Genomic DNA, 14783 nt, shown 5'->3' with positions numbered 1-14783 from the left:
CTCAGCCCAGCAGGACGTCGTCGTCGCCCAGCCGCTTCAGCTCGCGGTACAGGATGGCGAGGCCGGTGACGATGGCGGCGGCGGAGACGGTGGCGTCGATCAGCCGCAGCGTGTCGCTCTCCAGGCGCGCCTTCTTCATCTGCTTGACGACACTCACCGCGCCGAACGCGGTGGTGGCCATGGACAGGTACGTACCGGACTTGGACTTCTTGAAGTTCTTGGCCTTGGACAGCTTGCTCATAGCGACGGAGCCTCCTCCAGAAGCGGGTGCCCCCACTGTTCCACGAAGGCCGACTCGACGGCCGCGCCGACCTTGTACAGCCGGTCGTCCTTCATCGCGGGGGCGATGATCTGCAGCCCGACCGGGAGGTTGTCCTCGGGGGCGAGGCCGCAGGGCAGCGACATGGCCGCGTTGCCCGCCAGGTTGGTCGGGATCGTGCACAGGTCGGCGAGGTACATCGCCATCGGGTCGTCGGCGCGCTCGCCGATCGGGAAGGCGGTGGTCGGGGTCGTCGGAGAGACGATCACGTCGACCTGCTCGAAGGCCCGCTCGAAGTCGCGCGTGATGAGCGTGCGGACCTTCTGGGCGCTGCCGTAGTACGCGTCGTAGTAGCCGGAGCTCAGGGCGTACGTGCCGAGCATGATGCGGCGCTTGACCTCGGGGCCGAAGCCCGCCTCACGGGTGAGGGAGGTGACCTCCTCGGCGGAGTGCGTGCCGTCGTCGCCGGTCCGCAGGCCGTAGCGCAGGCCGTCGAAGCGGGCGAGGTTGGAGGAGCACTCGGAGGGCGCGATGAGGTAGTACGCCGACAGCGCGAGGTCGAAGGACGGGCAGTCCAGCTCGACGATCTCGGCGCCCAGCTCCTTCAGCAGCGCGACGGACTCGTCGAAGCGCTGGATGACGCCGGCCTGGTAGCCCTCGCCGCGGAACTGCTTGACCACGCCGACCCGCATGCCCGCCACGCTGCCGTTGCGGGCGGCCTCGACCACCGGCGGGACCGGTGCCTCGACGGAGGTGGAGTCCATCGGGTCGTGGCCGGCGATGACCTCGTGCAGCAGGGCCGCGTCCAGGACCGTGCGGGCGCAGGGCCCGCCCTGGTCGAGCGAGGAGGAGAACGCGACCATGCCGTAGCGGGAGACCGCGCCGTAGGTCGGCTTGACGCCGACCGTGCCGGTGACGGCGGCCGGCTGGCGGATGGAGCCGCCGGTGTCGGTGCCGATGGCGAGCGGGGCCATGTGCGCGGCGAGCGCGGCGGAGGAGCCGCCACCGGAGCCGCCTGGGATCCTGGTGAGGTCCCAGGGGTTGCCGGTCGGCCCGTAAGCGCTGTTCTCCGTCGAGGACCCCATGGCGAACTCGTCCATGTTGGTCTTGCCGAGGATCACGACGTCGGCGTCCTTGAGCCGCTTGGTGAGCGTCGCGTCGTACGGCGGGATCCAGCCCTCGAGCATCTTCGAGCCGACGGTCGTCGGGATGCCCTCGGTGGTGAAGATGTCCTTCAGCGCCAGCGGGACGCCGGCGAGCGGGCCGAGCTTCTCGCCCCGCTCGCGCTTGGCGTCCACGGCGCGCGCCTGGGCGAGGGCACCTTCGCGGTCGACGTGCAGGAAGGCGTGCACCTTCTCGTCGACTGCCTCGATGCGGGCCAGGTGGGCCTGGGTGACCTGGACGGCCGTCAGCTCGCCGGAGGCGATCTTCTCGGCGGTCTCGGCGGCGGTGAGCTTGATGATGTCCGTCATCGTGATCAGTCCTCCCCCAGGATCTGCGGCACCTTGAAACGCTGCTGCTCCTGGGCCGGGGCGCCGGAGAGCGCCTGCTCGGGGGTGAGCGACGGACGGACCTCGTCCACGCGCATGACGTTCGTCAGCGGGAGCGGGTGCGAGGTCGGCGGTACGTCTTGGTCGGCGACCTCGCTGACGCGGGCGACCGCGCCGATGATGTCGTCCAGCTGTCCCGCGAAGTGGTCGAGCTCTTCGGGCTTCAGCTCCAGACGCGCCAGCCGGGCGAGGTGGGCGACCTCCTCGCGCGTGATGCCAGGCATGCAGCGTTCCTCTGGGGTGAGTGAGTGTGGTTAGGGGCCAATCCTATGGGGCGGGGGGCCGTGGCCGTGCAACGGTTCGTCTCCCGGCTTCAGCGGCGGGTTCGCCGGGGCGTACGTGCCGGAGGCGGCGGAGTCGGCGAAGTCGCCCGCCCGGAGTGGCCGGGAGGGGGCGGCCGGGAGGGCCGAGCTGTGCGGGGCCGGGCCTACTCGGCCGCCGGCAGTGCCGCCCGCGGGCGCTGCCATCCCCGGGCGCCCCGCGCCCGCAGCCAGGCGGTCGTCTCCTCCGGGGGCATCGCCGCGGCGACCAGCCAGCCCTGCACGGCGTCACATCCCAGGTCGCGCAGTCGCTCCCAGGTCTCGTCGTCCTCGACGCCCTCCGCGACGACCAGCAGGCCCAGGGAGTGGGCGAGGTCCACCGTGCACCGCACGATCTCCGCGTCCTGCGCGTCGACCGCGAGGCGGGCCACGAACGACCGGTCGATCTTCAGTTCGCTCACCGGCAGCCGCCGCAGGTGCACCAGCGAGGAGTAGCCGGTGCCGAAGTCGTCCAGCGACATCTTCACGCCGTGCCCGGTCAGCCCGTTCAGCGTGTCCGCCGCCCGCTCGGGGTCCTCCAGCAGCACATGCTCGGTGATCTCCAGTTGCAGCGCCCCCGCCGGGACCCCGTGCCGCGCGAGCCGCGCCGCCACCGAGCCGGCGAAGCCGGGGGTGTGCACGTCGCGCGGCGAGACGTTCACCGCGACCGGCACGAACAGTCCCTGCGCCCGCCAGCGCGCGACCTGGCCGAGCGCGGTCTCCAGCACGTACTCCGTGAGGTGCGGCATCAGCCCCGACGACTCGGCGATGGCTATGAACTCGTCCGGCGGCACCTTCCCGCGCTCCGGGTGCACCCACCGCACCAGTGCCTCCAGGCCGGCGACCTGCCCGTCGAAGCGCACCTTCGGCTGGTAGTGCAGCTCCACCTCGTGCGCGTCCAGCGCCCGGCGCAGATCGCCCAGCAGACCGAGCCGGTCGGGGGTGTTGGAGTCCCGCTTGGACTCGTAGGCCTCCACGCCCGTGCGGTCCCGCTTGGCCTGGTACATCGCCACGTCCGCGCGCCGCAGCATGCCTTCGGCGTCGAGGGCGTGGTCGGGGAAGACGGCGACCCCGGCACTGGCCTCCAGCACGAGGGTGAGGCCGTCGAGGTCGAGCGGGGAGCTGAGGGCCGAGACCAGTCCGCGGGCCACCCGGGTGGCGGAGGTGGTGGAGTCGGCCACCGGCAGTAAGACGGCGAACTCGTCGCCGCCGAGCCGCGCCACCTCCGCACCGCGCGGCAGCGCCAGGCGCAGCCGGTCGGCTATCTGCAGCAGTAGCCGGTCACCGGCGAGATGACCGAGTGTGTCATTGACCGACCGGAAACGATCGAGGTCGATGAGCATCAGGGCGGCCCGGGCACCGATCCGCTCGGCCTCGTCCAGCGCGGTCCAGATGCGTTCCAGCAGCCACTGCCGGTTGGGCAGCCCGGTCAGCGGGTCGCGCAATTGCTCCTCGGCCCGGGCCCGGGCTATCCACAGGGTGGAGTCGAGGGCGATGAGCGGGATGGCGAACAGCGGCAGCAGGATCGGCTTGGCCACCGCCACCACGCACACCAGCGGGGCGATCCCCAGCAGGGCGACGGCCACCAGGCCCTGTCTGACCAGGGCGGTCCGGGCGACGGTGGGCAGGCCCCCGGAGCGCGGGGCGTGCAGGTACCACAGCAGCACCCGGGTGACGCTGAGGTAGGCGGCGGCGACCAGCATCACCTGCGGGGCGGTGTAGAACGTCCAGGTCGCCGGGTCCCAGGGGATCTCCACGGAGGGTATCCGGCCGAAGGCGGCCAGCAGGAGGGCGCCGGCGCCGATGCCGAGGATGTCCACCGCGCCGTGCAGCACCCCCTGCCGCCAGCGGTGGCGCCGGGCTATGCCGACCAGGACGACGACGGTGAGGCTGACCATGCCGGCCGGCACCCAGCCGTACAGCAGCAGGACGGCGAGGGTGAGGGCGGCGCCGGAGCCGGTGCCGCCCCACCAGCGGGAGCGGCCGAGCATCACGAGGTGGCCGACGATGATGCCGGTCAGCACGGCCAGCGACCAGCCGGCCACCCCCGACGGGAAGAGCGCGTGGTGGTCGGTGAAGGCGCGGTAGAAACCGGCGCCCAGGGTGAAGCCGGCCGCCGCGACGACGCCGGCGGGCAGCGCCGGCCAGGACAGGTGCCGCTCGTGCTCGCCGCCCGGCAGCCCGGCGACGGGTGCCGTGGACGGCACCGTGAGCGGTACGGCCGGGCGGGTGTCCACGGCGGTGGGCGCACCACCGCGCGCCGCCGTGCCCCGCGCGGGTGCGTCCGCGCCCGGACGGCGGGCCGACCACGCCGCCCAGCGGCTCGCCCACCAGGCACCGCCGGCCCGGCGGCCGGACAGCCGGGAGTCCGGGGCGGCGCTCTCGGTCGGTTCCATTCCCGTCCCTCTCACAGCCGGCGGTGCCCACGCCCCGCGGCCCGATGCCCGACAGCCATCAAACGGCGCCGCGTTGGAAAACCCTTGCCCCGGCCCTCACGAGCCCGTCGAGGACCACAGGGGTGCCCCCGACCGAGACCGGGCACGGCGGGCGCACATCTCAACAGTAGGCCGCGGAAGGCTTTCACGGGCAGCGGTCGTCGACGGTCGCCCGAATGCGCCCCAGTCACCCGTAAGCATCCGGTATGCGCCGTTCGGGTGGCCTTCGACCGCTATTCCTCGACGGGCAGAGCGGCTTCGGCGGCGGCTTCCGGGCCCTGTTCCAGCAGGACACCGAAGCCGTCCTCGTTCAGAACCGGGACCTTCAGCTGCATCGCCTTGTCGTACTTCGATCCGGGGTTGTCACCCACCACGACGAAGGAGGTCTTCTTCGACACCGAACCGGTCACCTTCGCTCCTCTGGTCTGCAGCGCTTCCTTGGCGCCGTCCCGGGTGAAGTGCTCCAGGGTGCCGGTGACCACGACGGTCAGCCCCTCCAGCGGGCGCGGGCCCTCGTCCTCCGCGGCCCCCTCCTCCTCCGTCCGGACCCCGGCCGCCTTCCACTTGCGCAGGATCTCCTGGTGCCAGTCCTCGGCGAACCACTCCTTCAGGGAAGCCGCGATGATCGGCCCGACGCCCTCGGTGGCGGCCAGTTCCTCCTCGCTCGCCCGCTCGATCCGGTCGATGGAGCGGAACTCGCGCGCCAGGGCCTCGGCGGCCACCGGTCCCACGTGGCGGATCGACAGGCCGGTGAGGATCCGGGCGAGCGGGCGCTCCTTGGCCGCCGCGATGTTCTCCAGCATGGAGAGCGCGTTCTTCCTGGGCTCGCCCTGCTGGTTGGCGAACACCGTGGCGATCTTCTCCTCGCCGGTCTTCGGGTCCCGCTTGGGCAGCCCGCTATCCTGGTCGAGGACGTACGCCTTGATGGGCAGCAGCTGCTCGACGGTCAGGTCGAACAGGTCGCCCTCGTCGACAAGCGGCGGGTCCTTCGGCTCCAGCGGCTTGGTGAGCGCGGCCGCCGCGACATAGCCGAAGTGCTCGATGTCCAGCGCCTTGCGGCCGGCCAGGTAGAACAGGCGCTCGCGCAACTGGGCGGGGCAGCTGCGGGCGTTGGGGCAGCGCAGGTCGACGTCGCCCTCCTTCATGGGCCGCAGCGGCGTACCGCACTCGGGGCACTCGGCCGGCATCACGAACTCCCGCTCGCTACCGTCCCGCAGGTCGACGACCGGGCCCAGGATCTCCGGGATGACGTCACCGGCCTTGCGCAGCACCACGGTGTCACCGATGAGGACGCCCTTGGCCTTGACGACGTCCTGGTTGTGCAGGGTCGCGAACTCGACCTCGGAACCCGCCACCGTCACCGGCTCCACCTGGGCGTACGGCGTGACCCGGCCCGTGCGTCCGACCCCCACGCGGATGTCGACGAGCCGGGTGTTGACCTCCTCCGGCGCGTACTTGTAGGCGATGGCCCAGCGCGGGGCGCGCGACGTCGAGCCGAGGCGGCCCTGCAGCGGGATCTCGTCGAGCTTGACGACGACCCCGTCGATCTCGTGCTCCACCGAGTGGCGGTTCTCGCCGTAGTACTCGATGAACCGCCGTACGCCGTCGAGTCCGTCGACCACCTTGTTGTGCGAGGAGGTGGGCAGACCCCAGCTCCCCAGCAGGTCGTAGGCCTCGGAGAGCCGGGTGAGGCCCTCGTACCCCTCCAGGGCGCCGATGCCGTGGACCACCATGTGCAGGGGGCGGGACGCGGTGACGCGCGGGTCCTTCTGGCGCAGCGAACCGGCCGCCGCGTTGCGCGGGTTGGCGAACGGCTTGTCGCCGGCCGCCACCAGGCGGGCGTTGAGCTCCTCGAACTTCTCCATCGGGAAGTAGACCTCGCCGCGGATCTCGACGAGGGCGGGGACGTCCTCACCGCCGCGCAGCCGGTCCGGGATCTCCGCGATGGTGCGCACGTTGGGCGTGATGTCCTCGCCGGTGCGGCCGTCGCCGCGGGTGGCCGCGCGGGTGAGCCGGCCGTGCTCGTAGGTGAGGTTGACGGCGAGGCCGTCGACCTTCAGCTCGCACAGGAAGTGGTAGGCGGAGGTGCCGACGTCCTTGTGGACGCGCTCGCCCCAGGCGGCCAGTTCCATCGCGTCGAACGCGTTGTCCAGCGAGAGCATCCGCTGCCGGTGCTGGACGGCCGTGAACTCCGTCTCGTAGGCGCCCGCGACCTTCTGCGTCGGCGAGTCGGGGGTGCGCAGCGCCGGGTGCTCCTCCTCCAGCGCCTCCAGGGACCGCAGCAGGCGGTCGAACTCGGCGTCGCTGATGACGGGAGCGTCCTTCACGTAGTACCGGAAGCGGTGCTCCTCGACCTGTTCGGCGAGCTGGGCGTGCTGCTCCCGCGCCTCGGCGGGCACCGTCGTCTCCGCTTGCTTGTCGCCGGCCACCGTGTTGTCCTCCCGTTACTCTGGGTTGTCCGCGAGGGATCTCGCCGCCCGGACGCAGTGGGCGAGGGCCTGGCGGGCGTACGCCGGGGATGCCCCCGCGAGTCCGCACGCCGGCGTGACCGTGACCGCTTGTGCGAGCAGCCCTGGTCGCAGCCCCAGCCTGCGCCACAGCGTCCTGACACCCATGACGCTACCGGCAGGGTCTGACAACGGGCCGTCCACGCCCGGCACGACACCGGCGAACAGCCGGGTACCCGCTTCGACGGCCTCTCCGATCGCGTCGTCGTCACGTTCCGTGAGGAGTGAGAAGTCGAAGGAGACCGCGGCGGCGCCCGCCCGGCGCAGCAGTGCGAACGGGACGTCGGGGGCGCAGGAGTGCACGACGACCGGACCGCCCGCGTGGACGCCGACGACGTCGCGCAGGGTCTGCTCGACGATCTGCCGGTCCACCGCCCGGTGGGTGCGGTAGCCGCTGGCGGACTTCACCCGGCCGCCGAGGACGGCCGTCAGCGAGGGCTCGTCGAGCTGGAGGACGAGGTGGGCGCCGGGGACCCGGCGGCGTACCTCGTCGAGGTGGAGCCGCAGGCCCTCGGCCAGGGAGGCGGCGAGGTCGCGGCAGGCGCCGGGGTCGGACAGGGCGGCCTCGCCGTTCTTCAGTTCGAGGCCGGCGGCCAGCGTCCAGGGGCCGACGGCCTGCACCTTCAGCGCGCCCTCGTACCCCTGGGTGAACTCCTCCAGCGCGTCGAGGTCCTCGCCCAGCCAGGACCGGGCCCGCTTGGTGTCCCGGCCGGGCCGGTCGCCGATCCGCCATCCGCTGGGCTCCACGCGCGCGTACAGCTCGACGAGCATCCCCGCGGTCCGGCCGATCATGTCGGCGCCGGGTCCGCGCGCGGGCAGCTCGGCGAGATACGGGAAGTCCTCGAAGGACCCGGTGACGGTCTTGGCGGCCTCCCGGGCGTCCCCGCCGGGCATGGACCCGACGCCCGTGGCCGCTCCGAGGCTGAACTGGCTGTCTTCGCTCACCGGATCAGCCTACGGAACCCGCGGGCGACTCCAGCCGCCGGAGCACGCCGTGGCGCCGCGCGACGCACGGACCGGGCCGGCGCGGCACCGGCCGGGGCGGCACCGGCCGGGCTTGGTCACCGGCCGGGCCGCACCGTGAGGTCGTTGACCTCCGCGTCCCTCGGCAGGTCCAGGGCCATCAGGATCGTGGTGGCGACCGACTCGGGGTCGATCCACCGGGCGGCGTCGTACTCCTTGCCCTCCTGCTGGTGCACCTTGGCCTGCATGGGGCTGGCCGTGCGGCCGGGGTACACCGAGGTCACCCGGACGCCGCGCGCGTGCTCCTCGTGGCGCAGGGAGTCGGCGAGCGCCTTCAGGCCGTGCTTGGACGCCGCGTACGCGGACCAGTCGGCGTGCGCGGCCAGGCCGGCCCCCGAGTTCACGAAGACCACGTGGCCGCGGCTCGCCCGCAGCTGGGGCAGGAAGTGGCGGGTGAGTTCGGCGGGCGCGACCAGGTTGACGTTCAGCTGGTGGCGCCAGGACTTCGGGGTCAGCTCGCCCACCGGGCCCAGGTCGACGACGCCCGCGACGTGCAGCAGGGAGTCGACCCGGTCGGGAAGCGTCTGGTGGGAGAAGGCCCAGGACAGCCGGTCCGGGTCGGCGAGGTCGCCGACCAGGGTGCGCGCGCCGGGGAACTCGGCGGCCAGTTCCTTCGCGCGTCCCGCGTCGCGCGCGTGGAGCACGAGGTCGTCCCCGCGCGCGTGCAGGCGGCGGGCGACGGCCGCGCCGATGCCGGAACCGGCCCCGGTGATCACATGAGTAGCCATGCGCGCCATGCTCGCACTACCGGATGCCCCGGCTCTCCTCCAGGTAGGCCAGCGCACCCACCGGCTCCTCCGCGAAGAACACCAGGTCGGCCAGGGGCCGGGGCAGGAAGCCCTCGTCCTCCATGCGGCGGAACTGCTCCTTGAGACCGTCGTAGAAGCCGGCCGTGTTCAACAGCACCACCGGCTTGTCGGTGTGGCCGTGCTTCTTCAGCTCCAGGATCTCCGTCGCCTCGTCGAGGGTGCCGGTCCCGCCCACCATGATCACGACCGCGTCGGCCTTCTCCAGCAGCAGCCTCTTGCGCTCGGCGAGGTCGCGCGCCACGACCATCTCGTCCACCCCGGGCCGCGCCTTGGCGGACAGGAACTCCACGGAGACCCCGGCCAGCCGGCCGCCCGCCTCCTGCACCCCGTCCGCGACCACCTTCATCAGCCCGACGTCGGAGCCGCCCCACACCAGGGTGTGTCCGCCCTTGCCGAGCAGTTTCGCGAACTCCCGCGCGGGGAGGGTGTACCGGTCGTCGAGGTCGGCGGCGGAGAGGAAGACGCAGATTCGCATGGCGCCCACCGTACGCGGGAAGAACCGGGCGCCCGCAAACGCTGTGGCTGAGCATGGTTCAAGGACACACGATCACCATCGAGCAGGGCCGGGTCCGCGTGCGCGTGGTGCACGCCGGACGGGTGCTGGCGGAGAGCGACCGACCCCTGGTGCTGCGCGAGACGGGCTGTCCCGTGCGGTACTACATCCCCGCGCAGGACGTGCGCACGGACCTGCTGACCCCGTCCGACACCCACACCCACTGCCCGTTCAAGGGCACCGCCTCCTACTGGTCGCTGCCGGACGCGCCCGACCTGGTGTGGGCGTATCCCGACCCGAAGCCGGACGTCGCGGCCGTCAAGGACCACCTGTGCTTCTACGACACGGAGGTGCTGGACGTGTCGTAGCGCGATGAGCCGCGCGCCCTGCGGCAGTCTGCACGGGCATGGACGACAAGACTCTTTCCCGCGACGGCACCTCGATCGCCTACGCGCGCACCGGCCGGGGTCCCGCGGTGATCCTGGTGAGCGGCGCCATGTCGACGGGCGGCACCCTCGCCCCGCTGGCGGCCCGGCTGGCGGACGGCTTCGAGGCCGTGGTGTACGACCGCCGGGGCCGCGGCGAGAGCGGCGACACCCGGCCGTACGAGGTGCGCCGCGAGGTGGAGGACCTGGCGGCGCTGGTCGAGGCGGTCGGGGGCGACGCCGCGCTGTTCGGGGTGTCCTCGGGCGGCGCGCTGGTGCTGGAGGCGCTGGCCTCCGGGCTGCCGGTGCGCCGCGCCGCGGTGTACGAGACGCCGTACGCCGACTTCGCCCCGAGCGGCGCCGAGGAGCGCGCCGCGTACCGCCGGAACCTGACCGAGGCGCTGGAGCGGGGGCGGCGCGGGGACGCGGTGGAGCTGTTCCTGCGGTTGACCGGCATGGCGGAGGCGATGATCCAGGGCGCCCGGCAGTCGCCGATGTGGGCGGGCATGGAGTCCGTCGCGCCCAGCCTCGCCCACGACGACCTGGTCATGGGCGACTCGCTGGTGCCCCGGGAGCGGCTGGCGTCGGTCGGCGTGCCGGTGCTGGCGCTGGCCGGCGGGGCGAGTCCGGCGTGGATGCGGGAGGCCGCGCGTGCGGTGGCGGAGGCGCTGCCGCAGGGCACGTACCGGGTGCTGGAGGCGCAGACCCACATGGTGGACCCGGACGCGCTGGGCCCGGTGCTGAGCGAGTTCTTCGCGGTGTGACCGGCCCGGGGCCGCCACCGTGCCGACGGCCCGGCTCCCCCGAGCGGTGCGACCGGCCCGGAGCCGCCACCCTGCCGCGCCGTCCGGGCCGCCCACCGGGGAAGGCGGGCCTGCTCGCGCCTGACGCCGTCGGTCCTGCCCGGCTCGCCGGGAGGGGAGGGCGGTCGGCCGGTCGTCGGCGACGCGCCGTCGTGGCCGCGCTCGGCGGACGGGCGGAGGCCGGCCGAGCGCACGCCCTGCGGCGGCGGTGAACAGGTCGGACGAGCCGCCGACGTCGGCGGCATGGCCACCGAGGTCGGCAACCCGGCCGCCGACGTCACAGTCCTGGTTCCGGTGATCTCCTCCGGCAGCGACCGTGCGCGGACGCCCGGCCCCGGCGCCGAGCGCCGGGGTCTCGCGCAGCGCGGGGCCGTGGTGGCCGTCGGTCACGGGCAGGCCTTGCGGACGCAGCCGCCGCACCCCGCCCCGTCGCCCGAGCAGCTCGCCGCGGGAGCCACCGGGCCGCGGCGGCCGTACGCCCCGCCTCGGCGCAGGTGGTACCAGGCCACGTTGGAGGTCAGCCCGGCCAGCAGCACCCAGACGACTCCCGTCCAGGCGCCGTGGGCGAAGGAGACGGCGGCGGCCGCCGTGGCGAGGAGGCAGGCGGACAGGGCGAGGAGGGCTGGGCGGGGCATGGGCAGCTTCCTGTCGGCTCTGTGACACGTGGGGCGCCCCCGGGCCCCGCGCACGCCGAACGGCCGCTCGTGGCGGGCACGGGCGGAGACGGGCCGTGCCGGTCACGCCGGCGGCGCCGTCGGGCGGGGCCGGAGGGCGCGTGGGCATCACATCACCACGCGCGGCCGGCCGGGTACGGCTGACGGTCCTCGCCGGTGCGGCGAACAGTCCCTTTCCGCGGGACCGTTGGGGCCTCCCCGGAGGAGCCGGGGGGGGGCCGCTCAGGCCGAGGGTACGGCCGTCGCGCGCGTGGTCGACGCGATGGTGGCCGAGCCGACCACGCGCGTGCCGTCGTACAGCACGATCGCCTGGCCGGGGGCGACGCCGCGGACCGGCTCGGTGAAACGCACGCGCAGCTCGCCGTCGACGGCCTCCGCCGTCGCCTCGGTCTCGCCGCCGTGGGCGCGCAGTTGGGCCGTGTAGGTGCCGGGGCCGGTGGGGGCGGCGCCGCACCAGCGGGGCTTGATCGCGGTGAGGGCGCTGACGTCCAGGGCCTCGGCGGGGCCGACCGTCACGGTGTTGTCCACCGGGGAGATGTCGAGGACGTAGCGCGGCTTGCCGTCGGCGGCGGGGGTGCCGATCCGCAGGCCCTTGCGCTGGCCGATGGTGAAGCCGTACGCGCCCTCGTGGGTGCCGAGCCGGTTGCCGGACTCGTCGACGATGTCGCCCTCGGCCTTGCCGAGGCGCCGGGCGAGGAAGCCCTGGGTGTCGCCGTCGGCGATGAAGCAGATGTCGTGCGAGTCGGGCTTCTTGGCGACCGCGAGGCCGCGCCGCTCGGCCTCCGCGCGGATCTCGTCCTTGGTGGTGACGGTGTCGCCGAGCGGGAACAGCGCGTGCGCGAGCTGCTTGTCGTCCAGGACGCCGAGGACGTACGACTGGTCCTTGGCCATGTCGGAGGCGCGGTGCAGCTCGCGGGTGCCGTCCGCGTTCACCACGACCTTCGCGTAGTGCCCGGTGCACACCGCGTCGAAGCCCAGCGCCAGCGCCTTGTCCAGCAGCGCGGCGAACTTGATCTTCTCGTTGCAGCGCAGGCAGGGGTTGGGGGTGCGGCCCGCCTCGTACTCGGCGACGAAGTCCTCCACGACGTCCTCGCGGAAGCGGTCGGCGAGGTCCCAGACGTAGAAGGGGATGCCGATGACGTCGGCGGCGCGGCGCGCGTCGCGGGAGTCCTCGATGGTGCAGCAGCCCCGCGCGCCCGTGCGGAAGGACTGCGGGTTGGCGGAGAGCGCCAGGTGGACACCGGTGACGTCGTGCCCGGCTTCGGCGGCGCGGGCGGCGGCGACGGCGGAGTCGACGCCGCCGGACATGGCGGCGAGGACGCGAAGGGGGCGGGGGCGCTGCGAGGTCTCAGTCATAACCCTTCCAGAGTACGGGGCGGCGGGAACCGCGGGCCGCGCCCTCTCGTTCACGATCACGAGGGGCGAGGAGGGACCGGGCATGGGGGAAGCGGGGCGGCCGGGCAGGCCGGCGAAGGCCGCGGGAGCGGAGCGGGACTCGGACCGGCGGATCGGGCGGCGGGCGCTGCTGGTCGGCGGCGCGGCGGCGGCCGTGGGCACCGCGGCGCTGGCCCGGGACCAGCTGGCGCGGCTGTGGTGGCGGACGCCGGGGGTGCGCAAGCCGCGGGTGGAGGGGGCGGTGGACTTCCCCGGCGCGCGGTGGGTGGCGGCCTCCGAGGCGAACTTCCGCTGGGCGGACCGGCCGGACGACTACGGGATCGACAGGGTCGTCATCCATGTCACCCAGGGCAGCTTCGCGAGCGCGGTGGAGGTGTTCCAGGACCCGGGGCACCGAGCGGCGGCGCACTACATCGTCGGCCGGGAGGGACACGTCACGCAGATGATCCGCGAGCTGGACGTGGCCTACCACGCGGGCAACCGGTCGTACAACGAGCGCAGTGTCGGCATAGAGCACGAGGGGTTCGTGGAGGAGAAGTCGTCGTTCACGGACGCGATGTACGCGGCCTCGGCGCGGCTGACGGCGGGCGTGTGCCGGCGGTACGGGATACCGGTGGACCGGGAGCACGTCATCGGACACGTGGAGGTACCCGGGACCGATCACACGGACCCGGGCGAGCACTGGGACTGGGACCGCTATCTGCGCCTGGTGCGCGAGGCGCACGCCGCCGCGGCCTGACGTCCGGCACGGCGGGCGCGGACGTCGCCCTGTCCGGTCAGCCCGGCGCGACGATGCGGACGGCGCCAGCCCGGCGCGACGATGCGGACGGCATGCCGTCAGGTCAGCCCGGCGGCGCGGGCGCGTTCCACGGCCGGTCCGATCGCCTTGGCGAGCGCCTCGACATCGGCCTCGGTGGAGGTGTGGCCGAGGGAGAAGCGCAGGGTGCCGCGGGCCAGGTCGGGGTCGGTGCCGGTGGCCAGCAGGACGTGGCTGGGCTGGGCGACTCCGGCGGTGCAGGCGGAGCCGGTGGAGCACTCGATGCCCTGGGCGTCCAGCAGCAGGAGCAGGGAGTCGCCCTCGCAGCCGGGGAAGGTGAAGTGGGCGTTGGCGGGCAGACGGCCCTCGGGCGCCGGGTCGCCGCCGAGGATCGCGTCGGGCACGGAGTCCCGGACGGCGGCGACGAGTTGGTCCCGCAGGGCACCGATCTCGGCGGCGAACCAGGCGCGCCGCTCGGCGGCGACCCGCCCGGCGACCGCGAACGAGGCGATGGCGGGGACGTCGAGGGTGCCGGAGCGCACATGGCGTTCCTGGCCGCCGCCGTGCAGCACCGGCACCGGGGTGTGCTCACGGCCGAGGAGCAGCGCGCCGACGCCGTAGGGCCCGCCGATCTTGTGACTGGAGACGGTCATCGCGGCGAGACCGGAGGCGGCGAAGTCGACGGGCACCTGGCCGACGGCCTGGACCGCGTCGGCGTGCAGGGGGACGCCGAACTCGGCTGCGGCGTCGGCGAGTTCATGGACCGGCATGAGGGTGCCGATCTCGTTGTTGGCCCACATCACGGTGGCGAGGGCGACGTCGTCGGGGTTCTGGGCGAGGGCCTCGCGCAGCGCGTCCGGGTGGACCCGCCCGTGGGAGTCGACCGGGAGGTATTCGACCGTGGCGCCCTCGTGCTCGCCGAGCCAGTGGACGGCGTCGAGGACGGCGTGGTGTTCCACGGGGCTCGCGAGGATCCGGGTGCGGGCGGGGTCGGCGTCGCGGCGGGACCAGAATAGGCCCTTGACGGCGAGGTTGTCGGCCTCGGTGCCGCCGGAGGTGTAGACGACCTCGCTGGGGCGGGCGCCGAGGGCTTCCGCGAGGAGTTCGCGGGACTCCTCGACCGTGCGGCGGGCCCGGCGGCCGGATGCGTGCAGGGAGGACGCGTTGCCGGTGATGCTCAGCTGGGCGGTGAGCGCCTCTGCCGCCTCCGGGAGCATCGGGGTGGTCGCGGCGTGGTCGAGGTATGCCATGGTGGGGCCGATTCTACGGGGCCGGGGTCCGGGGCCCGAGGCGAGAGTCGGCCGGGGGCCCGGCCGGGCGCGCCCCGCCGGGTCCCGGGTCGGGACCGGCTCGG

The 14783-nt window shown here is 73.7% G+C and carries 14 protein-coding genes; 3 read left to right on the top strand and 11 right to left on the bottom strand.

The annotated features are described in order from the left end of the window. Nucleotide 1: 1 nt before the first annotated feature. The 8 genes from AC3ET3_RS23645 to AC3ET3_RS23610 form a co-directional block, all read right to left on the bottom strand. Nucleotides 2–241, bottom strand: a complete 240-nt coding sequence (locus AC3ET3_RS23645; RefSeq protein ID WP_432137856.1) for a hypothetical protein — start codon at nucleotides 239–241, stop codon at nucleotides 2–4. Further along, nucleotides 238–1731 carry an Asp-tRNA(Asn)/Glu-tRNA(Gln) amidotransferase subunit GatA gene (gene gatA / locus AC3ET3_RS23640; protein WP_432137857.1) on the bottom strand — a complete coding sequence of 498 codons (1494 nt, stop codon included), beginning with the start codon at nucleotides 1729–1731 and terminating at the stop codon, nucleotides 238–240. The genes AC3ET3_RS23645 and gatA overlap by 4 nt, the downstream gene beginning before the upstream one ends. Nucleotides 1732–1736: 5 nt before the next feature. Then, on the bottom strand, nucleotides 1737–2033 hold the full coding sequence (gene gatC / locus AC3ET3_RS23635) for an Asp-tRNA(Asn)/Glu-tRNA(Gln) amidotransferase subunit GatC (protein WP_095936815.1): 297 nt from the start codon (nucleotides 2031–2033) through the stop codon (nucleotides 1737–1739). Between the two features lie 203 nt (nucleotides 2034–2236). Further along, on the bottom strand, nucleotides 2237–4504 hold the full coding sequence (locus AC3ET3_RS23630; protein WP_432137858.1) for a putative bifunctional diguanylate cyclase/phosphodiesterase: 2268 nt from the start codon (nucleotides 4502–4504) through the stop codon (nucleotides 2237–2239). Between the two features lie 272 nt (nucleotides 4505–4776). Continuing rightward, a complete protein-coding gene (gene ligA / locus AC3ET3_RS23625) occupies nucleotides 4777–6972 on the bottom strand; it encodes an NAD-dependent DNA ligase LigA (RefSeq protein WP_435612831.1) in 2196 nt (731 codons plus the stop codon). 15 nt (nucleotides 6973–6987) lie between these two features. Next, a complete protein-coding gene (locus AC3ET3_RS23620) occupies nucleotides 6988–7995 on the bottom strand; it encodes a methionine synthase (RefSeq protein ID WP_432157242.1) in 1008 nt (335 codons plus the stop codon). Between the two features lie 116 nt (nucleotides 7996–8111). Continuing rightward, a complete protein-coding gene (locus AC3ET3_RS23615) occupies nucleotides 8112–8810 on the bottom strand; it encodes an SDR family oxidoreductase (protein ID WP_432137861.1) in 699 nt (232 codons plus the stop codon). Nucleotides 8811–8817: 7 nt separating this feature from the next. Next, the gene (locus tag AC3ET3_RS23610; RefSeq protein ID WP_432137862.1) at nucleotides 8818–9357 is read right to left on the bottom strand and encodes an LOG family protein; all 540 of its coding nucleotides are present in this window, start codon (nucleotides 9355–9357) and stop codon (nucleotides 8818–8820) included. Between the two features lie 53 nt (nucleotides 9358–9410). Between AC3ET3_RS23610 and AC3ET3_RS23605 the strand changes: the two genes are divergently transcribed. Then, nucleotides 9411–9743 (top strand): DUF427 domain-containing protein, encoded by a 333-nt coding sequence (locus AC3ET3_RS23605; protein ID WP_432137863.1) that lies wholly within the window; start codon nucleotides 9411–9413, stop codon nucleotides 9741–9743. Between the two features lie 38 nt (nucleotides 9744–9781). Then, entirely contained in the window at nucleotides 9782–10564 is a 783-nt protein-coding gene (locus AC3ET3_RS23600; RefSeq protein WP_435612830.1) for an alpha/beta fold hydrolase, read from the top strand. Between the two features lie 425 nt (nucleotides 10565–10989). Here the strand turns inward: AC3ET3_RS23600 and AC3ET3_RS23595 are convergent, their stop codons facing one another. Together AC3ET3_RS23595 and mnmA are read right to left on the bottom strand one after the other, a co-directional pair. Further along, the gene (locus tag AC3ET3_RS23595; protein ID WP_432137866.1) at nucleotides 10990–11238 is read right to left on the bottom strand and encodes a hypothetical protein; all 249 of its coding nucleotides are present in this window, start codon (nucleotides 11236–11238) and stop codon (nucleotides 10990–10992) included. A gap of 261 nt (nucleotides 11239–11499) precedes the next feature. Continuing rightward, on the bottom strand, nucleotides 11500–12633 hold the full coding sequence (gene mnmA / locus AC3ET3_RS23590) for a tRNA 2-thiouridine(34) synthase MnmA (protein ID WP_432137867.1): 1134 nt from the start codon (nucleotides 12631–12633) through the stop codon (nucleotides 11500–11502). Between the two features lie 82 nt (nucleotides 12634–12715). Between mnmA and AC3ET3_RS23585 the strand changes: the two genes are divergently transcribed. Then, on the top strand, nucleotides 12716–13411 hold the full coding sequence (locus tag AC3ET3_RS23585; RefSeq protein WP_432137868.1) for an N-acetylmuramoyl-L-alanine amidase: 696 nt from the start codon (nucleotides 12716–12718) through the stop codon (nucleotides 13409–13411). A 98-nt stretch (nucleotides 13412–13509) separates the two neighbouring features. Here the strand turns inward: AC3ET3_RS23585 and AC3ET3_RS23580 are convergent, their stop codons facing one another. Beyond that, a complete protein-coding gene (locus AC3ET3_RS23580; protein WP_432137869.1) occupies nucleotides 13510–14679 on the bottom strand; it encodes a cysteine desulfurase family protein in 1170 nt (389 codons plus the stop codon). Nucleotides 14680–14783 lie beyond the last annotated feature (104 nt).

The organism is Streptomyces sp. bgisy159, assembly GCF_057707805.1.
Note: the sequence above shows the minus strand (reverse complement) of the source record. Positions and strands in the feature narration are given on the sequence as shown.

Excerpts from the sequence above, each read along its gene's own strand:
- gatC (WP_095936815.1), bottom strand. The coding sequence starts at position 2,033 with ATGCCTGGCATCACGCGCGAGGAGGTCGCCCACCTCGCCCGGCTGGCG.
- AC3ET3_RS23610 (WP_432137862.1), bottom strand. The coding sequence starts at position 9,357 with ATGCGAATCTGCGTCTTCCTCTCCGCCGCCGACCTCGACGACCGGTAC.
- AC3ET3_RS23645 (WP_432137856.1), bottom strand. The coding sequence starts at position 241 with ATGAGCAAGCTGTCCAAGGCCAAGAACTTCAAGAAGTCCAAGTCCGGT.
- AC3ET3_RS23595 (WP_432137866.1), bottom strand. The coding sequence starts at position 11,238 with ATGCCCCGCCCAGCCCTCCTCGCCCTGTCCGCCTGCCTCCTCGCCACG.
- AC3ET3_RS23580 (WP_432137869.1), bottom strand. The coding sequence starts at position 14,679 with ATGGCATACCTCGACCACGCCGCGACCACCCCGATGCTCCCGGAGGCG.
- AC3ET3_RS23585 (WP_432137868.1), top strand. The coding sequence starts at position 12,716 with ATGGGGGAAGCGGGGCGGCCGGGCAGGCCGGCGAAGGCCGCGGGAGCG.
- gatA (WP_432137857.1), bottom strand. The coding sequence starts at position 1,731 with ATGACGGACATCATCAAGCTCACCGCCGCCGAGACCGCCGAGAAGATC.
- AC3ET3_RS23600 (WP_435612830.1), top strand. The coding sequence starts at position 9,782 with ATGGACGACAAGACTCTTTCCCGCGACGGCACCTCGATCGCCTACGCG.
- AC3ET3_RS23630 (WP_432137858.1), bottom strand. The coding sequence starts at position 4,504 with ATGGAACCGACCGAGAGCGCCGCCCCGGACTCCCGGCTGTCCGGCCGC.
- AC3ET3_RS23615 (WP_432137861.1), bottom strand. The coding sequence starts at position 8,810 with ATGGCGCGCATGGCTACTCATGTGATCACCGGGGCCGGTTCCGGCATC.
- mnmA (WP_432137867.1), bottom strand. The coding sequence starts at position 12,633 with ATGACTGAGACCTCGCAGCGCCCCCGCCCCCTTCGCGTCCTCGCCGCC.
- AC3ET3_RS23605 (WP_432137863.1), top strand. The coding sequence starts at position 9,411 with ATGGTTCAAGGACACACGATCACCATCGAGCAGGGCCGGGTCCGCGTG.